The 18905-nt window shown below is 56.4% G+C and carries 14 protein-coding genes and 2 pseudogenes; all 16 read right to left on the bottom strand.

Annotation, left to right across the window (positions count from 1 at the left end):
• Positions 1–47: 47 nt before the first annotated feature.
• Entirely contained in the window at positions 48–3008 is a 2961-nt protein-coding gene (locus RHM65_RS19595) for an HD domain-containing phosphohydrolase (RefSeq protein ID WP_322170021.1), read from the bottom strand.
• Between the two features lie 96 nt (positions 3009–3104).
• On the bottom strand, positions 3105–3578 hold the full coding sequence (locus tag RHM65_RS19590; protein WP_322170024.1) for a GNAT family N-acetyltransferase: 474 nt from the start codon (positions 3576–3578) through the stop codon (positions 3105–3107).
• A 27-nt stretch (positions 3579–3605) separates the two neighbouring features.
• Complete coding sequence (locus tag RHM65_RS19585) at positions 3606–7256, bottom strand: transporter substrate-binding domain-containing protein (RefSeq protein ID WP_416194772.1); 3651 nt, start codon at positions 7254–7256, stop codon at positions 3606–3608.
• Positions 7257–7264: 8 nt separating this feature from the next.
• Entirely contained in the window at positions 7265–7891 is a 627-nt protein-coding gene (locus RHM65_RS19580; protein ID WP_322170027.1) for a response regulator transcription factor, read from the bottom strand.
• Positions 7892–8230: 339 nt separating this feature from the next.
• Positions 8231–8644: a response regulator gene (locus RHM65_RS19575; protein WP_322170030.1), complete on the bottom strand. Its 414-nt coding sequence runs from the start codon at positions 8642–8644 to the stop codon at positions 8231–8233.
• 316 nt (positions 8645–8960) lie between these two features.
• Complete coding sequence (locus RHM65_RS19570; protein WP_322170033.1) at positions 8961–10292, bottom strand: deoxyguanosinetriphosphate triphosphohydrolase; 1332 nt, start codon at positions 10290–10292, stop codon at positions 8961–8963.
• Positions 10293–10543: 251 nt separating this feature from the next.
• Entirely contained in the window at positions 10544–11617 is a 1074-nt protein-coding gene (locus RHM65_RS19565; protein ID WP_322170036.1) for a chemotaxis response regulator protein-glutamate methylesterase, read from the bottom strand.
• Positions 11583–12113, bottom strand: a complete 531-nt coding sequence (locus tag RHM65_RS19560; RefSeq protein ID WP_322170039.1) for a chemotaxis protein CheD — start codon at positions 12111–12113, stop codon at positions 11583–11585. The genes RHM65_RS19565 and RHM65_RS19560 overlap by 35 nt, the downstream gene beginning before the upstream one ends.
• Entirely contained in the window at positions 12110–12919 is an 810-nt protein-coding gene (locus RHM65_RS19555; RefSeq protein ID WP_322170043.1) for a protein-glutamate O-methyltransferase CheR, read from the bottom strand. The genes RHM65_RS19560 and RHM65_RS19555 overlap by 4 nt, the downstream gene beginning before the upstream one ends.
• Before the next feature lie 18 nt (positions 12920–12937).
• On the bottom strand, positions 12938–13471 hold the full coding sequence (locus tag RHM65_RS19550) for a chemotaxis protein CheW (RefSeq protein ID WP_322170046.1): 534 nt from the start codon (positions 13469–13471) through the stop codon (positions 12938–12940).
• A gap of 38 nt (positions 13472–13509) precedes the next feature.
• Positions 13510–15168, bottom strand: coding sequence for a methyl-accepting chemotaxis protein (locus RHM65_RS19545; protein ID WP_322170049.1), 1659 nt, complete (start codon positions 15166–15168; stop codon positions 13510–13512).
• Positions 15165–16931: pseudogene (locus RHM65_RS19540) on the bottom strand (chemotaxis protein CheA); the annotation flags it as partial. The pseudogene RHM65_RS19540 and the gene RHM65_RS19545, both read right to left, overlap by 4 nt.
• 93 nt (positions 16932–17024) lie before the next feature.
• A pseudogene (locus RHM65_RS25490) lies at positions 17025–17417 on the bottom strand (Hpt domain-containing protein); the annotation flags it as partial.
• A 55-nt stretch (positions 17418–17472) separates the two neighbouring features.
• Positions 17473–17796 (bottom strand): STAS domain-containing protein, encoded by a 324-nt coding sequence (locus RHM65_RS19535; protein WP_322170053.1) that lies wholly within the window; start codon positions 17794–17796, stop codon positions 17473–17475.
• A gap of 12 nt (positions 17797–17808) precedes the next feature.
• Positions 17809–18177, bottom strand: a complete 369-nt coding sequence (locus RHM65_RS19530; protein ID WP_322170057.1) for a response regulator — start codon at positions 18175–18177, stop codon at positions 17809–17811.
• A 10-nt stretch (positions 18178–18187) separates the two neighbouring features.
• Positions 18188–18865, bottom strand: a complete 678-nt coding sequence (locus RHM65_RS25485) for a methyl-accepting chemotaxis protein (protein ID WP_416195080.1) — start codon at positions 18863–18865, stop codon at positions 18188–18190.
• Positions 18866–18905 lie beyond the last annotated feature (40 nt).

The following is an 18905-nucleotide window of genomic DNA, read 5'->3' as shown; positions in this document are numbered from 1 at the left end:
ATGCCTGCTTTTTTTTGCACTACCTATTCCCCCGAAGTCTCTTCGACCTAGCGTGACCTCCCCATTCCCGCTTTTTCCAACACGCTGTGTTTATCGACGGCGTCGATTTGCTGTGGCTGAAGATAGCGGGTCGCATAGTGCTGATAGATGTCCGCCTGAATGAACAACTCGAACAGGGGCGGGTCGATGTGCTCATCGATACACATCTGCGCCATGATCGACAGCGCTTCACTCAGGCGTTTACCCTTTTTGTAGGGCCGGTCGACGGCCGTCAACGCTTCGAAGATGTCCGCGATGGCCATCATTCGTGCCGCGATACTCATTTCGTCGCGCTTCAAGCGTTTGGGGTATCCCGTCCCGTTCATTTTTTCATGGTGACCGCCAGCGATCTCTGCAACGCCTTTCAGGTGTGCGGGAAACGGTAAACGACTGAGCATCAAAATGGTTTGGACCATGTGATGGTTGATGATGTACCGCTCTTCAGCGGTCAAGGTGCCGCGACGAATGCTCAGGTTGTACAGTTCGCCGCGATTGAATTTGTACGGTGGCACATCCAGTTTGAATCCCCAGGGATTGTCAGCCGGTATTTCTTCAGCTTCTGCCCGCTGGAACAAGTGCTCAGCCCGGTCCACCAGCAAGGTTTCTCTGGCAGGCAATGCCGTCACAGGCTGACGGGCCTGACGGCGGTTCTCCTCCCAGGAAACGCCCAGCCGGTCATCTAGCGTACGCATCCAGCTGCGAGCGCCAATCTGCCGCAGGCGTCGTAAATCGGCATCGTCCATCGCTTCTCCCCCAAGATTGCACCGTGCAACAAAACTGAAGTCGTTATCCAGTTCGGTCAGCTCAAGGTCTCGGGCGGCGGCTAACTGAGGCTCGTGGCTTCCCATTGTTCGTCCTTGCCAATAAGTGACCCAGGCATCGCGTTTTAGCACCTCGAAGCGAGTGCGGATTTCATGAATCCGGTCGTACAAGGTTTCAAGTTTGGTGGCCTTGTCGACCACATATTCGGGAGTGGTGACTTTGCCGCAATCATGCAGCCACGCAGCGATGTTTAAGGTTTCCCATTCGTCTTCGGTTGGGTGGAAGTCGAGAAACGCCGGTTGCTGGCTTGCGGCGGCGGCGCGGGCCAGCATCAGGGTCAACACCGGCACCCGCTGGCAATGGCCGCCTGTGTAGGGGCTCTTCGCGTCGATGGCACCGGCAATCAGCTGGATAAACGAATCCAACAGCAGTTTTTGCCTGGACTGGAGGCGTTGGCTTTCGATGCATACGGCGGCTGCCCCAGAGACAGCCTCGGTGAAGGCTACCCGCTCAGGGCTGATGTTCTCCAGATCAGACGGGGTACCGGTGTCGGCATGGATTAGATTAAGGGCGCCGATGGTTTCGCCATGCTGATTGCTCAAACGTATACCCAGTAGATGAATCCTCGGCGCGTCAATGGCTTGCATGAGGCCTTGCAGATCGCCTGCGTGCTCGAAGCTCAGCGCAACTACCACGCTGCTCCTGTTCACGACCAAATGTTGCAGCCAGCCGGGTTGTTGATCCGTGTGCAGATCATGGGCGCCTAGGCCGTAGTCCTGCGGCGCATGTTGGGCGCCAAGCATAACGAGACCAACGGGCTCTAGGCATCTGCTCTCGCTATTGACCAAATAAATCAAACCGGCCTGGGCCTGATTGATCGCCACGGTCTCGCAAAGAAGTCGTTGCAGCAGCGTATCGAAGTGGGTTTCGGCGGATAAGCTGGCGGTGATTCGAAGGAAACTGGCCAATGTTGCCTTCATCCGCGCCATGGACAACGACAGCTGGTCGACTTCCAGCACCAGCGATCGATGGCCGGCCGGACTCGTGAAATCAAAACTGCGGATCCCATCAGCTTCGCGCACCAGTGTCCGCAAAGGTTTAACCATGATGCGGGACATCAACCAACCCAGCGGTAAGCACAACAGCAGGGTGCTCAATGCTACCAGCGCTCCTTGCCATCGCAGGCGTATGGCGTCTGCCAACAGCTCATCCTCTGGCACTAACATTGCCAGTTGCAGCCCGGATGGACCGCCTTCTTTCAGATGGCTATGGGCAACTATCCAGTCGCGATTACCCAGTGTCAGGCGGCTTGTGGATTCTACTCCTTGATCAAATAACTCCTTTAACGCCGGGCTTAGGTCTTTCGCGTTGGCCAAATGGGCCGTGCCGCTTTCGATCACCAACTTTGAACTATCGGGGTACGCCACTGCGTTGCCGTTGCTGTCGAACACCACCACCTCGGTACTGGCGGTGATCTTGTGTTTGGCCAGTGTCGCGGACAAGGCATCGAGGGTCAGGTCTGCCGCGATAACGCTGTCCGTGCCACTTCGACGGGCCAATGTAGTGCCCACCACATGGCGGTTTAAAAAGACATAGGGTTCACTGGTGATCTGATCGGAACCGGCGCGGGCTTGCTCAAACCACCCCCAATCACGGGGGTCGAACCGTTCGTTCAGGTTTTCCTGTTGGCTGATCAAGTGCAGTGCGGCGTCGAAAAACAGCGACTGCGAGCGCGGCAAGGAAGTGCCGGAGATGTGCTCAATACTCCAGACCTGGTATGAGGCGTTCGCAGGTGCTTGAACATAGTGTTGCGCGGTGCCAGTCCGTAAAGGCCGGACCATGAAGAAATCGCCATTGCTGTAGCCCAGGTACAACGACGCAAGATTAGGATCGTTTTCTAATGCCTGTGCAAAGGGTTTGAGCAATGCCAGCCGTTGTCCCAGCGCGTAGGCGTGATTGGGATCATAGGCGGCCAACAGACTGAGCAATCGACGGATCGGTTGATAGGTGCGGTGTAAGTCGACCTCCACATCTTGGGCGATGGCGCCGAACAGCTTCTCGCTGCTGGATAAAATGATTTGCGAGGTTTGCCAGTAATTGAAAATACTCAGAACGACACTGGTAAACAGCAGCAGCACGGTGAACATGACACTGATGTGAAGATGCAGGGGGAAGCGGCGTTGTCCAGTCGAAGAATTCCAAGGCATCGCAACTCTCTCCATAGTTGTGCGCTGCATTACCACTTTTCAGCATAGACAAGGGTTACCGCTGTCACCCGGCTAGAGGCTAGTCACACTGCTGTGTCAATCCAGCTGCTTGCCCATGGTTATCTCGTACGGTGCCAGTCCACACGCGTGGTAGAGCGCCTGGGCCGCGTGATTGTGTGCAAATACGTTCAGCTCCAGACGACCGATATCGTTGGCGACAGCCCAGCGCTCGATCATGTCCATGACTTCAGTGGCATGGCCGCGACGCTGCGCGCGTGGATAGATTTCCAGATCATAAATAAACAGCGTTTTGACGCTGTATTCCTCGTAGGTGCCGAACCAGAGAAGGCCAATGTTTTCGCCTTCAGTGGAGTGCAGCGTAAAGAGATAGTGATTCGGCGTGTCGACCCCCTGCGGGAGCAACTGGTCCATTGACCAGCTTTGTTGCGCTGGCGTCAGGTCAAGCGGTTGCTTGTAGGTGAGTTGGATATCGTTTGCGTATCCGACGCTGGAATGCGCGGCGTAGGCCAGAAACTGTTCGGTATTCATCTCAATCCATTGCGTGGTCATGTTCTATTCCTTTTGGTTGGAGGACGCTCAGTCGACGTCGGTTTGTTGCAAGCGAAGGTCATGTTCCAGCGCTTTCATTGCGGCGTTGATGGCATGTCGATGCCCTTCGATCACTGCGTCCGGTGCCCCTTGGACGCAAGCGTCCTCCAGCGCATCGCAGTGTTTAATCACCTCATGTGCCTGGATGATTAATGCCGCCCCTTTGATTTTATGCGCCATTTCTCCCAGGTACTGACGATTGTTGATGTTCCCAATCGCCTCTAGCTCCTTGCGGTCGTCCTGGCTGCTGCTGAGTAATTGCGCCAGCAAGCGTTGGATCATGTCCGGCTTGCCTCCGGTCAAGGCATGAATACCATCAACACTGAACGCAGCTGAACCCAGGTCAATGGATGGCGTGGGGGCGGCCGGAGGACGATGCGGTTTTATCGTGACCAACGCTTCATTGAGCGCATTTAGGCTGACCGGTTTGAACAAGCAGGCATCCATCCCGGCCTCTCGGCAGCGTTGATGCTCCTCAGGCTGCGCATTGGCGGTAAAGCCGAAAACAGTACAGTGCTCAAGCGCGTACTTTTGTTCATGGGCACGGATAGCGCGGGTCAAGTCATAGCCATTCATGACCGGCATGTTGCAATCGGCCAGAACCAGATCGAACGGGTCGGTAAGCCAAAGTTGCAAACCCTCTGCGCCGTTTTCCGCCGATTGGAAACTATGGCCGAGAAAGCCCAGTTGCTGGCACATCAACAGCCGGTTGGCAGGGTGATCATCGACGATCAGAATGTTCAGCGGCGTGCCGGTTTCAGGTGGCTGATCACGCAGTTGCTCGGTGGTCTTGAGCGGTTCCAGGGTGGTCAGTGTCAATGCAACCTGAACCAGTGTTCCTTGACCAGACTGACTGCTCAGACTCAGCCGTCCCCCCATCATTTCACAGAGATTGCGGCAGATAACCAGCCCCAGTCCTGCGCCGCTCCTGGCCAAGTGGCCGGAATTATCCGCTTGGGCGAAGGGCTGGAATAATCGATGCTGATCCTCATCACTGATGCCGATTCCACTGTCCTGAATCCGCAGTTGTACGTGCAGTTGTTGCGGGTCTGGCCGGTCTTCAACGACCACGCTTATTTTGACCTTGCCTTGCTCAGTGAACTTGATGGAGTTGCTGAGCAGGTTTGACAGGATCTGTTTAAACCGTAACGGGTCGAGCAGAACATCACCATTGATGCGGCTGTCGAGGTCGAGCAGCAGGTTCAGGCTTTTCTGTCGGGCGAGACCGTCAAATACCCGCACAACTGACTCCACTAGCTCGCGCAGATTAGCCCGTTCAGGACACAGTTTGAGGCGACCGGACTCAATTCGTGCGATGTCCAGAATGTCACCGATCAGCTCCAATAGATCGCGGGCAGAGTTGTAAGCCACCTCAATGGCCGGCCGGTCCAGATGACCTTGATCGGCCCGTTTGAGCGCGAGTTCAAGCATGCCAATGACGGCGTTCATCGGGGTGCGGATTTCATGGCTCATGGTTGCCAGGAAGGTCGTTTTGGCTCGACTGGCTTCATCTGCCAGGTCCTTGGCCCCGCGTAGCTCTTCCATCAGTTGACGGCGCTCGCTGATGTCGATCCAGCCACCAATGATGCCTTGAACTTCACCCAGCGAATCGCGAAAAGGCAGAATCCAGTGATAGATGGTGAGTCGGCGGTCTCCGATTTGCAGGGGGCGATCAAGTATCAACGAAGTTCCTTCGGCCATTACCCGATGATAATCGGCGGCGAATTCCCGTGCCTCGAATGCATTGCTCAGCACGCCGTCCATCACGTTCTTGCCGATAACCTCTTCACGTGTGGCTGAGAAAGCGGCCAGGTAGCTGTCGTTACAGGTTTGCAGCAACCCCTCACTGTCCCGGACATAAATGGGATGTGGCGTGCCGTTAAGCAACGTGCGCATAAACTCGAACTGATCATTCAAGGCACGTTCAGCCACTTCGCGTTTTTTAATCTGGCGGCGCATGTAAGCGTTCCACGCCAAAGAGCCCAGCAGCAGCAGACCAGTGCCGATCACGATCTGATAAATCAACTCATGGTAATTGCGCCAATAACCGCCACTGGGTGGCACGTAAGCGCGCCATCGGTTGTTGATTATCGCCAGGTCCTCGGGAGCAATGCTGGAAAGCGCCTTGTCGAGAATCGAACTGAGCTCTGTCGCATCACGTGCAGTAGCCATGGAAATACGCGCTTGGTCGTCGCCGACTGTGGCGCTCATCTGCAATTTATCCTCGAACAACTGCGAGGACAGAAAATAATTGGCGCTGGGTAGCGAGACAATCGCACCCTGAACTTGGTGTTGAGCGAGTATGTCCAGGGCCTGAAAAGGATTGTCTGTTTCCACCACTTGGGCGCCGGGGTGTTCTCGTCGGACAAAGGGCAGGGTCGGGCTGTTTTGGAGGACCGCCAGACGTTTGCCGTCGAATTGATCCAGGCTAACTGGACTGTCCGCCTCCTGACGAGTGACCAGAACGAATGAGGTATCCACATAAGGACGGGTGAAGCTGAAGCGACTTTCCCGTTCATCGCTGGGGATCATCGTGCCAATAATGTCCGCCTGACCTTCGCTGACTTGTTTCATCATGTCGGCCATGCTCGGGGCACGTTTGACCTCGAAATTCAGCCCCGTGCGCAGACGAATCAAATCGAACACGTCAGCGGTGATGCCTCGAAAGTTGCCGGAGGCGTCGAAGAAAGTCAGTGGTGCGTACGCCTCGTTGATCACAACGCGCGCCACTGGATGCTGTGCAATCCAGCGCTCCTCGCGCGGAGTCAGTTGTAGCTTTTGGTCTGTGAGCAACAAGTCGCTACCGGCATTCCAGCGCTTGGAAATACTCACTCGCTCGACGATAGGGATCGCTTTCAGCACTTTATTGACGATGTCCAACAACTGGGTGTCATCGCTGCGCATGGCAAAACTGAATCCATTGGCCTCATGTTTGCCGAAATTGGCCATCTGAACGTTGTTCAGATAGCCCTTGTTGATCAGGTAATGGGTGGAAATGGTATCGCCCAGAAAGACATCGGCCTGATTGAAGGCGACTGCGTTGATCGCGCTTTGAAACGACGGATAGGTCTGCAACAGCGCGTTGGGGTAAAGGGCTTTGACTTCTTCACGGGGCAGGTAGTGATAAACCATACTCACGCGCAAGCCTGCCAAACCGTCGGAAAGCGGGCGGGTTTCTCCGGTGCGAGTGACCAATACCGGCTGGTCAACCGCGTAGGGGAGGGACAGCGTAAGGTGCTTGCCTTGCGCTTCGAAACCATTGGCGCTTCCGAGCAGGTCAATTTGTCCTTCGGTTAAGGCTTCAATGGCCGCGTCCCTTGATTCGAAGCGCAAAACCTTGATTGGCGTGTCTAGTGCGTGGGCAAGAATGCCGGCGTAGTCAGCCGTGAATCCTTCGTAATCGTGACCGGTCAGGGTCATGTCGAACGGCGGATAGTCGGGGGCTGACGTGCCGAGCCTCAGCTCACGCTTGTTTTGCAACCATTGCCATTGCGCTCTGTCCAGCCGGGTATCCATATGGCTGGGGCTGGACCGACTCAGCAACGTGTAATTCTGAGACGCAAGGTCAGCTGCCTGCACAGTGACGCTCAAGCACATGCCAGCGAACAGCTTCATATAATCCATTAAGCGCTTCGACATCCGGTCTCTCACACTAGCGCGTTACGTTTTGCCAGCTCGATAAGCTCCACCAAGGTTTTTACCCTGAGTTTTTGCATAAGGCGTGTTTTATAGGTGCTGACGGTCTTATTGCTGAGAAACATTCCTTTGGCAATCTCCTTGTTGGTTCTACCTTGAGCGAACAGCTGCAATACCATGAGTTCGCGGTCGTTGACCAGTTTGAATAATTCAATTTCGGAAGGCGGGCCGTCTGCGCGGGATGCCGGGCTCAGGGCTTGGCTTGGAAAGTAATTGTAGCCCGATAATACGGCTCTTACCGAACTGAGTAACTCACTCAAGTCTTCCTGCTTGCATACATAGCCCGCAGCACCTGATTGCATACAACGTATAGCAAACAGATTGGGTGTCTGCGCCGTCAATACCAGGATTTTCGACGGCAAGTTCATTGCGTTGAAGCGGGCCAGCACCTCCAGGCCGTCCAGCTTGGGGATGCTGATGTCGAGAATGATCAGGTCTGGCAGGCATTCACGGACCATTTGCATGGCATCAACCCCGTTATCCGTTTCTCCCACCACTTCATAATTTTCGTTTTCCAATAGCATCCGAACCGCGAGGCGAATAACAGGATGATCGTCGATGATAAAAACCGAGTGCATAGTTCATTTCCATACAAGCAAAGAGTAAAGCGCGCACCTTAGCTCAGAAGCTTGGGCCGGCGCATGAACCTACAGGACCGTTAAGTGGATATAGGAAGTTTCCTACACGAATTAACGTATTAACGTACGTAAATGTTCATAACCTCCAAGGCAGTGTTTAATTTTGAGCGGCCATATTGTGTGGATTCGAAATTGAAATACAGCCGGTTTATAGCGTTTCGGAATTATCCTACAAACAATTAGGTATCGGCCCACATGTTAGGGTTGTTTAATAGCGCAGTTGATTAGAAGAAAAGGGTTGAACGACTGTTTAAAGGTGTTTGCCCGCATCGCTAAGGGCTATTCGCGCCTATATGTGAAGTGTGCATCGGCGTTCTCCAGCAGGTCAGTGAACGCCTGAACCTTCAGCGGTTTGCTCAGGCAACCGAGTAAGGGAAGACGAAGCACTCTGGCTTTCTGCTCAAGCTCCTGGAGCTGTTCGTCGCTTAATCCGCTGAGCAATACCGCTCTGTGAATCAAGCCTTGTTGACTGGCCAATATGATCAATTCCAGCCCTGTCAGATCTGTCAGGCACTGGTCGCAAAGCAGCACATCAAAGGGCTCGCTCGCAGCTTCCATGGCCTGCATCGCTTCGCCAGCGCTCAATACCGGGGTCAGTCGGAAGTAGCCTTGATTGTTCAGCAGTATTTGGGTGGCAATCAGTTGGAAGGGGTGATCTTCCACTAGCAGGATGCGCAGGTTGTTTTTTGACATCAGAGTATTCCGGGCTAACACGATGGCGCGACATGCGCGTACCAACCAGCCGGGCAGTCGTTGCTCGGGAAGCGTCAGGCTCTTGATGACCTTTTTGCATCGAATACGACCACTGCGTCTGGTTAATAATTCGTCTGGCCAGTGACGGCCAGAAGTAGATCGAATTATTCGGCAGCAGAGCCTCTTGAGCGATAAGACGTTTCTGTTCTCGGTGTAGGCTGTGTCCCTAATTGTAGTGCGGGGACGCATTATTGAAGATCGGCCGCCGGATGACTGCGTACAAGGGTCGCCTCATCCGGTCGTACCGCTGAAACAATTAAACCGGGCTTGAGCGCCCGGTCATCTCACCTGCCATCTCACTGGCATAGCTGTCGGTCATGCCAGCGATGAAGTCGATCATTCGTAGAAACGACGTATGTAAGGGCCAGTGGGGGTCCGGTGCGTTGTTGCCGAGGAGGTCAAGAATGCGTCGGTGTTTGAACGAAGGTGTACGCCCGCCAAATTGCTCAAGCGCTGCGCCACAAAAGGCATTCAGCAAAACCTCCAAGGTGGTGTAAGCGCCTATTTCATGCAGCGTTTTACGTTTGTCCTGGAAGATTTTCTTGCGTGCCATGTCTTTCGCATCAAGGACGCATCGCTTGGCAGGACCGTGCATGTGCTCCACCAAATCGCCAGTCAGGGTGCCTGCCAAGAGAGCTTCTTGTTGCTCGACGAACGCCCGGGCGGCAGCGTTGGTCAGGTGTTCGATGGCTTTGCCACGCAGAATGGCCAGCTTGCGGCGACGTGAATCGTTAGGCCCCAGCTGACGATAGGTTTCCGGGATGTCATCACCCACTAACCCCAGCAGCAAGGACTCGACCTCGGAATACTCAAGCAAGTCCATTTCCAGACCGTCTTCAAGGTCGATCAAGGCGTAACAGATGTCATCGGCTGCTTCCATCAGGTAAACCAACGGATGGCGCGCCCAGCGTTGCTCCTCGAGTTGCGGCAAACCAAGTTTGTGCGCGATTTGCTCGAGAATCGGTAACTCGCTTTGGTAGCAACCGAATTTGTGTTTTTTATAGCCCAACGAGTCCGCATGACGAGCGGTCCAGGGGTACTTCAAGTAAGTCCCCAGCGTCGCGTACGTCAGCCGGGTCCCGCCGTCGAACTGGTGATACTCCAGCTGGGTGAGTACCCGAAAGCCCTGAGCATTGCCTTCGAAATTCAAGAAGTCGTTGCGCTCGACTTCGCTCATGGCGTCCAGCCAGCCGCGTCCGGCGGCCTGCAAGAACCAATGGCGAATGGCGTCTTCGCCGGAATGGCCAAACGGTGGGTTGCCTATGTCATGGGCGAGGCACGCCGATTGTACGACCATGCCCAGGTCACTGGGCTCACACCAGTCGGGCAGGGCATCTCGAATGGTTTCGCCAACCCGCATTCCCAGCGAACGCCCGACGCAGCTGACTTCCAGCGAGTGGGTCAGGCGCGTATGGATGTGGTCGTTGCTGGTCACCGGATGGACCTGAGTCTTGCGTCCCAGCCGGCGAAAAGCACCGGAGAAGATGATGCGGTCGTGATCTTTATGGAACGGGCTGCGGCCCAGCTCCTGAGGGCTGTGTATGGGCTTGCCCAGTCGTTCGCGATTTAGCAGGGTTTCCCAATCCAAGGCCGTCACTCCATCTATTGAATGCGCCTAGCTTCCCGGTTCAGTCGCTCGGCTGCAAGCGGATAGAAGACCTCGCCTTGGCTTTGACACCGCGTTGTATCGCAGCAAATGGGGGAGATGGGCGTCGAGCTGAAATTCGGTGGTGTTAAAAAGCTGTTTGAAGCGAGGCTTAACGATCTCGTTACACCCTTCGTCAGTCTTGGAGAAACGACGGCTCCGACCGGGGCCGTTCAGTGAGCCGATATGGCGATTCACTTCCCCATTACTGCCAGATGAATGTCCTGCAACGGCAAAATCCGCTTCGCTGCGCCCAGTTTGATGGCTTCCTTGGGCATGCCGAACACCACGCAACTCGCCTCATCCTGGGCAACGGTGGCAGCCCCGGCGTCGAGCATTTCCTTTAGCCCTCGGGCGCCGTCATCGCCCATTCCGGTCATGATGATGCCGCTGGCGTTCTTACCTGCGAATTTGGCAACCGAGCGAAACAGTACGTCCACCGAAGGTCGGTGGCGGTTGACCAAGGGACCATCGACCACTTGAACGTGGTAATACGCGCCGCTACGGGTTAACAACATGTGTTTGCCACCCGGCGCGATCAAGGCCAATCCAGGCAGCACGCGGTCGTTGTGCCGGGCTTCACGTACTTCGATCTGCGAAATGCTGTTCAGGCGTTCGGCAAAGGCGGCGGTGAATTTCTCGGGCATGTGCTGAACGATGACGATGCCGGGACAGACCCGTGGCAATGCCGTCAGTACCGCTTCAAGCGCTTGGGTGCCACCGGTGGAGGTGCCGATTGCGACGATTCGTTCGGTGGTGTGAGGCATCGCGTGGCCGTTGGCAGCAGACAGAATCACGTCGGCGCTCAACTTACCGGCCGGTTCCAGGCGCGCAGTGGTGGCGCGTTTGCCGAGGTTCTTCACATTGGCCGTGGCCGCCGCGCGAATCGCTGCGATGAGTTCGGCGGAAGATTCGAGGAGGAAGTTTTTCAGCCCGCTCTTGGGTTTAGTGATGATTTCCACTGCGCCCGCCGCGAGGGCCTGCAAGGTAGTTTCCGCGCCTTTTTCAGTCAACGACGAGCAGATCACCACCGGGGTAGGCCGCTCGGCCATGATTTTTTTCAAAAACGTGATGCCGTCCATGCGCGGCATTTCCACATCCAGCACGATGACGTCGGGCCATTCACGGGCGAGCTTGTCCATGGCGAAGATGGGGTCAGAGGCCGATGCCATGACTTGAATGTCTGGCGTGCTCTCGAGAATGGCCAGCAGGACTTGCCGCACCACGGCGGAGTCATCGACGACCAGTACCCTTATTTTTTTCATCATTGCCTTCAGCTGTTTTCAATGAGGTGTGCCTCACCCAGACGTGACCGCTCCAGGTGTCGAAGATGAGGGTGCGATGCCCAAGGCCGCCCAGGTCCTGGCTTTTTGGGGTTAACCCCGATTGCGCGGCAAGCTCATGGGCAGCGGCCACGTTCATGTGGGCCACGTTGCTGCCCATCAGGTCGCGGCGTTGCTCAGGGAACATTTCGCCGCCACCGAATAGCTTGAGTTGATACTCCTCAAGCGTTGTCTGGTGGGCAACTATCTCCTGCTGGAACAGCGCTAAGGCTTCGTCAACGTATCTCCCGTCAAGCTCGGCGCCTCGTCGCGCCCGATACGGCAGCATGCAATGGCACAGGCCGCCGATGTTGTGCACCGGGTGCCACAGGATAATGGCGATACAGGAACCGAGCAGGGTACGCATCCGTGCAGGCCCGCTGCTGAAATGGAATTGACCGGGGGCCAGGTAAAGGTCAATTGCGCCTGGGGGCGTATTCATGGTTTACGGTAAATGGACGGCGTGACCATTTTCAGCGCGTCGCTAACGCCGTTGAGGCTTTCCGAGTGGCTGATAATCAAGTGCCCTCCGGGTTTGAGCAGGGGAAAAATCCGGGCGACGACCTTGCGCTTGGTGTCCTGGTCGAAATAAATCATCACGTTGCGCAGGAAGATCACGTCGAATTCACCCAGGTTGGGCAGGGCCTCGTTGAGGTTGACCTGAATGAAATTGACCCGATTGCGCAGGGCTTTTCCGATGAGAAAGGTCCCGTCCTGACTGCCCGTACCCTTGAGGCAATATTTCACCAGCAGCGGTTGGGGCAGGGTGCGTGCGCGCTCCATGGGGTAGTGGCCGTTACGCGCCGTGAGCAGCACTTGGGTGCTGATGTCTGAGCCGACTACTTCCCACGGCGTAGTGCCCAGTCCTTCGGCGAGGGTCATCGCCAGGCTGTAGGGCTCCTCTCCCGATGAGCTTGCCGCGCTCCACACTCGGAAAAGCTGTCCAGGCCGAGCCTTGGTAAGTACCTCTTGGCGCAGGAAATCAAAGTGCTTGGGTTCGCGAAAAAAATAGGTTTCGTTGGTGGTCAACAAATCCAGCGCGATTTGCAGTTCAGGAGTGTTTTGGTTGCCCATGATCAGCGTGAAGTAATCGCCGTAACTGTCCAGTTGGTAATGCTTGAGGCGTTTGAACAAGCGGCCAGCCACCAAGGCCTTTTTCGCTGGCGACAGGTTGATCCCTGAGGTGCGGTAAAGCCAGGTTTGAAACTGATCGAACTCGCGATCATTCAGGGATGCGGTGGTCAGCATGACGGTCCTTGCCGGGTTTCATTGCGGATCGACGGTGGCATCGGCTTGGGCACCGGCAAGCCTTGACATCTCGTCGATGGACAACACGTTATCGACCTCTAATACGATGACGAACTTGCCCTCGACCTTGGCCATGCCGCTGATAAAGTCGGCCCGCACCCGGGCGCCAAAGCTGGGCGGCGGTTCAATCTCTGCCGCTGGAATTTCCAGCACCGCGCACACGGTGTCCACCAGCAGGCCGATGTCTTGCGATTGGCCGTCGTCGGTGTTGGCTTCGATAATCACCACGCAGCTGCGGCGGGTGGTGCCTGAATTCTCCCGCCCGAAACGCGCCGAGAGGTCAACCACCGGCACCACAGCGCCCCGTAAATTAATCACCCCGCGAACGAAGGCGGGCATCATCGGCACGACGGTGAGGTGGCCGTATTCGATGATTTCCTTGATGCCAAGAATGCCGATGGCAAACATCTCGCCACCGAGCATGAAGGTCAGGTATTGCGCCTCCTCGGCAACGACAGCGGTGGTTTGCCGGGTGGTCATGATTGAGCCCATGCCTTTTTCTCCAAAAAATCTAACCTATGCAGCCTTCATCAGAACCGGGTGAATTCGGTTTCGTCAGGGCCAGTCGTTTGCTGGGCAAATGACCGGTTGAGCGGAGTTTGACGAGGCTGTTTACGGCCTGCACTAGCGCCGTTGATCGCAGGCTTGGTGGCCCCGCGTACGGTTTTACTGCCCTGTGACGAAGCATCCAGGGTAAAGAAACTCATCGCTTGTTGCAGTTGCTCGGCCTGGCTGCTCATCTCTTCGGCGGTGGCCGCCAGCTCTTCGCTGCTGGAGGCGTTCTGCTGTGTCACCTGATTGAGCTGGGTCATGGCAGTGTTGATTTGCGCAACGCCTGCGGCTTGTTCTTCAGAGGCGGCGCTGATTTCCTGCACCAGGTCCGAGGTCTTGTTGATCGAGGGGACCATTTCGTCCAGCAACTTGCCGGCGCGCTCGGCCAACTCGACGCTGCTGCCAGACAATTCACCTATTTCCTGTGCGGCCACTTGGCTGCGTTCGGCCAGTTTGCGGACTTCGGCAGCAACCACGGCAAAGCCTTTGCCGTGCTCACCCGCCCGTGCGGCTTCGATGGCGGCGTTCAACGCCAACAAATTGGTTTGATAAGCGATGTCATCAATGATGCTGATGCGCTGGGCGATTTTTTTCATCGCCACCACGGTTTGCTGCACCGACTGACCGCCATCGGTGGCTTCCTTGGCCGCTTTGCTGGCCATGCCGTCGGTGACTTTGGCGTTCTCGGTGTTCTGATTGATGCTGGCGCTCATCTGTTCGATGGAGGCGCTGGTTTCTTCGACGCTGGCCGCTTGTTCGCTGGTGGCCTGGCTCATGGACTGGGCAGTAGCACTGACCTGTTCCGAGGCGCTGGCCAGGTTGTCAGCGGCATTGCGCACTTCACCAATGATGTGGGAGAGCTTGCCGACCATGGTGTGCATGGCGTTGAGCACCATGCCGGTCTCGTCTTTCGAACCTGGTTCGATCTTCGCGCTAAGGTCGCCTTCCGACAGTTGGCTGGCAACGCTGGCGGCCAATCGCAAGGGGCGGGAAATGATTCGCGAAATGAACAGCGCCAACAGTAAGCCCACTACCAAGGCGATGATCAACACGGAAATGATCGATATACGGGCACTGGCGTAGAGATCGTTACCGCGCTGATTGGCAGCGGCGGCACCGTCGTCGTTCATGAGTACCAGTTTTTCCAGATCCCCAAGCACCGCATCGTAGGTGCGCTTTGAGTCGCCTCTGAGAATGACTTTTGCGTCTTCGACGGTATTTTGCCGTGAGGTATCAAACAAGGTTTTGCTGGTGACGAGGTAGGCTTCCCAGTCACTGCTGAACGTGAGGAAGAGAGCGCGCTCTTGCGGGTTGGAGATGAGCTTTTCGTAAGACAGTCGGCGCGCGTCCATCTCTTTTCTTACCTCGCCGGCTTCTAATTCCATTTGAGTTTTTTCAGCCGCCACGTCGGTGAGAATATGCCGAGCCTCTTTGATGCGGTAGTTGGCAGCGTAGAAACGCATGGCCGAAGCTGCGTACACAGACGGCATCCAGTCGTCGCGTATTTCGGTGGAGGCGTTATTGACCAAGCCCAGTTGAATGATGGAAAAAACGCCGATCAGCGCTGTCAGCGCGAGCACCACCAGAAACGAGGTGATCAGCTTGGTCGCTATCCTGAGATCGTAAAACCATTTCATTGGGTGATTCCTCCGTGCGCAGTTCGATTGCCGGCTTGGCGAGTGCGTGCGTGTAAAAGTGGGGTTGACGAGGTGTGGCGAGCTTCAATTTGTACGATTTGCGCGAGCAGCGCCGGTACGTCGAGGATCAACGCAACGGCGCCACTGCCAAGGATGGTCGAGCCGCTGATACCGCGTAGCGTGCTGAACAGTTTGCCGAGAGGTTTAATGACGGTCTGGAACTCGCCCAACAGGTCATCCACCACCAGCCCGGCTTTGTGCTCAGCGCACCGCACCACCACCACGTTTTCCCGGCGCACCGGTTGGCCGTCATGGTTGAAGTGATCGCGCAGGTAAACCAGCGGCAACACTTCGCCACGCAAGTCCAGGTAACTGCTGTCCCGGGCCTGTTGGCGATTTTCTTCACTGAGTTCGATGCATTCTTGAACCATGTCCAAGGGAATGACGTAACTCGCTTGGCCAATACCGACCAGGAATCCGTTGATGATTGCCAAGGTCAGGGGCAGGCGGATACGAATGAGCGTGCCTTGACCGGGCTGGCTGTCGAGATCGACCGTGCCGCGCAGTAAGGTGATGTTGCGTTTGACCACGTCCATGCCGACGCCACGTCCGGAGAGGTTGGTAACGGCCTCTGCAGTGGAGAATCCAGGCTCGAAAATCAGGTTGTAGATTTCCTGATCGGTCAGGGTTGCAGAGGCGGGGACCAAACCCCGTTCATGGGCTTTTTGCAGAATGCGGTCGCGGTTCAGCCCTGCGCCGTCATCGGCAATTTCCAGGACGATGCTGCCCGAGTCGTGGTACGCGTTGAGGTGCAGTTGGCCCTTGGCCGGTTTACCCGCCGCCAGCCGTGCTTGGGGTGTCTCGATTCCGTGGTCCATGGCGTTACGCAGCAGGTGCATTAACGGGTCGCCGATTTTCTCGACCACGGTTTTATCCAGTTCGGTGTCGGCGCCGCTGATGAGTAAGTCGATGTCCTTGCCCAATTCCTGGCTGACATCGCGTACCACTCGCCGAAAGCGATTAAACGTGTCACCGATGGGGATCATCCGCAGGCGCAACGCCCCGTCGAGTATCTCCTCGACCAGCCCGGACACCACCGATGTGGATTCCTGTAGCGGACCGTTGTGGCTGCTGCGGGCCAACAGGCTGGTGCCGGCGCTTGCGATGACCAATTCGCCGACCAAGTTGATCAGTTCGTCCAATTTGTCGGCGTTGACACGAACGAAGTTACCTTCTTTGACCTTGCTCTCCTGCAGGCTGCTTTGCTTGATCAGCGCCGATTGCACCACGACGGGTTCAACCGTGCGCTGTTCAATGAGAATTTCGCCCAGCGGCACGTTGTTTTCGCCGGGCGCGTTGGCGATTTGCAGTTGTGTGGCAAGGCCGCTTTCCAGCTCGTGCAAAGTCAATGCCCCGCAGCGGGTAAGGATCTCGCCCAGACGTGCGGGGCCCTCCGGCAGTGTGTCGATCAGTTGCAGGTATTCTTCGATGCGGCTGTGCGGGGCCAAGATATGGATCACGCAGTCATCACGTACGAAGTCGAAGGCTTCGGCAATGGCGGCGCGGGTGGCGTCTGAGCGGAAGTCGATTTCAAACCCCAGGTAGCAGCTCTCGGCATCCAGCTCATCCAACCTAGGCATGGCGTCGGCCAGGGTCGTGATATAGACGATTTCACCAAGGGTATTGAGGTAGCGCAGGAACGACAGGGGGTCCATGCCGTTACGGAAGACGTTCCTGCCAAAGCGCAGGGAAATGTGCCACAAATCGGAACTGACGGAGGTGTTATCCGTCACCACCTGAACCGTCGACGCTTCGGCCGCCGACGCACAGACCGAAGCGGTTTTTTGCGGAGTGTCCTGATACGCCTGCAATCCTTCACGCAGGCCTGTTTCGCGATCAACGGCTGCAGCGCTCAGGTCACCGCCTTGGCTGGCTACGACTTCAACCAGTTCAAGCATGTGGTCAGCGCATTTAAGCAACAGTGCGATCAACGCTGCATCAGCCGCCACCGCGCCATCTCGAAGCCGGTCCAACACGTCTTCGACGATATGGGTAAAGCCGACAATGGGCATCAGCCCGAACAAGCCGGCGGAGCCTTTGATAGTATGCGCAGCACGAAAAATCGCACCAAGGGTGTCGCTGTCGTCGGGTTGATTCTCAAGACGCAGCAAAGACGTTTCCATGTCTTGAAGCAGTTCCCGGGCTTCAACGATGAACGTCTGTTGCGCCTGGTCGAGGTTAATCGTCACGATAAAGTCCTTTCCACTCCGATTATTCGTATTTTTCTTATCGGTCACTTGAGCGTCAGTGGCTGTTGGCCGCCAGCACCAGCGGGTCGCCAAAATAGGCCGCCAAGTCACACAACTCGAAGGTGTCGAGCACTGCCTGGCTGTGTTTGATCAAGCGCAAGGGGCGACCGGATTGCACGGTTTCGCGCTTGGCGAGCATCAGCAATTGCAGGCCTGCGCTGTCCATTTCGGTGACGTGGGACAGATCAATTTCGAGGTCGCTGGGCGGTGTCAGCAGCGGCAATAGCTGGGTCGCAAGTTCGGCGGCGGTGTAGATGGTCATCTCGCCCTCTATCCGCCAATGCGCAATACTCGCGTTGGTGTCGTGAATGATCGGCATGGCCGCTATTCCTCAGGGCATGATCAGTTTGGCGACGGCCGCGAGCATTTGCGCGGGCTGGAAGGGCTTGACCACCCAGGCGCGTGCGCCGGCAGCCTGACCTTCGGCCTTCTTCGATTCCTGGGATTCGGTGGTGAGCATGATGATGGGGGTGAACTTGTAGTTGGCCAGCTTCTTCACTTCTTTGACGAAAGTGATGCCATCCATGTTCGGCATGTTTACGTCGCTGATGATCAAATGGACTTTTTGACCGGTCAGTTTGCTCAGGGCGTCCTTGCCGTCACTGGCTTCGATGACGTCGTAGCCAGCACTTTTTAAAGTAATGCTGACGACTTGGCGGACACTGCTCGAGTCGTCGACGACCATTACGTTTTTAGCCATTATCCAGCTCCTAGAAAAAAGTGATTTCAGCGGTGGTTGCAGGCTTTGCCCCGGGCGATGCGGTGCCGCCACGGTGGTTGTGGCGTTGTTCGTCGGTGGCGTAGGTGAGTTCCATTTCAGCCAGCCACGCACCTGCGTCGATCTCAGTGGGCTGCCCCGGAGTTTTTCGTGATGCCTGAAGCTGGCCGTGCAATGCCTGCATGTTGTCGCGCACGTGGGCGAGGATCTGGCTGACCCGGTCCTGGAACTGCAAGCTGACCAGCACTTCGGTCACCTCGTCGTGAATGCCGACACTTTCCTGTTGTAGCAAGGTGGCCGAGTCCGACAGACGCCCGGTGATGCTTTTGAAACGTTCAAGCACCCGCTGGATGCTGGTTTCGGAACTGGCCACAGAGTCGTTGTCATGGTCGGAGCTGCTGGAGGCTGCCTGGACCAATTGGGTGATCGCGCCATTGATGATGTCGACCTTGGCCGACATTTTCTGACCGGTTTCGCTGGATTGGCTCGACAGCGTGCGCACGGCATCGGCCACCACCGCGAAGCCACGTCCTGCTTCCCCGGCGCGGGCTGCTTCGATGGCTGCGTTCAGGGCCAGCAAATTGGTTTGTGCAGCAATCGCCGCCACTTCGGCGGCCATGGTGCGCAGCTCGCCGGTGTACGCGGTGAGGTTGCGAACCTGCGCCAGCATCTGATCACGGCTGTGTTGGCTGGCTCTCAACGAGTCAATA

It is taken from the genome of Pseudomonas sp. CCI4.2, from assembly GCF_034350045.1.
Classification (GTDB): Bacteria; Pseudomonadota; Gammaproteobacteria; order Pseudomonadales; family Pseudomonadaceae; genus Aquipseudomonas.
Note: the sequence above shows the minus strand (reverse complement) of the source record. Positions and strands in the feature narration are given on the sequence as shown.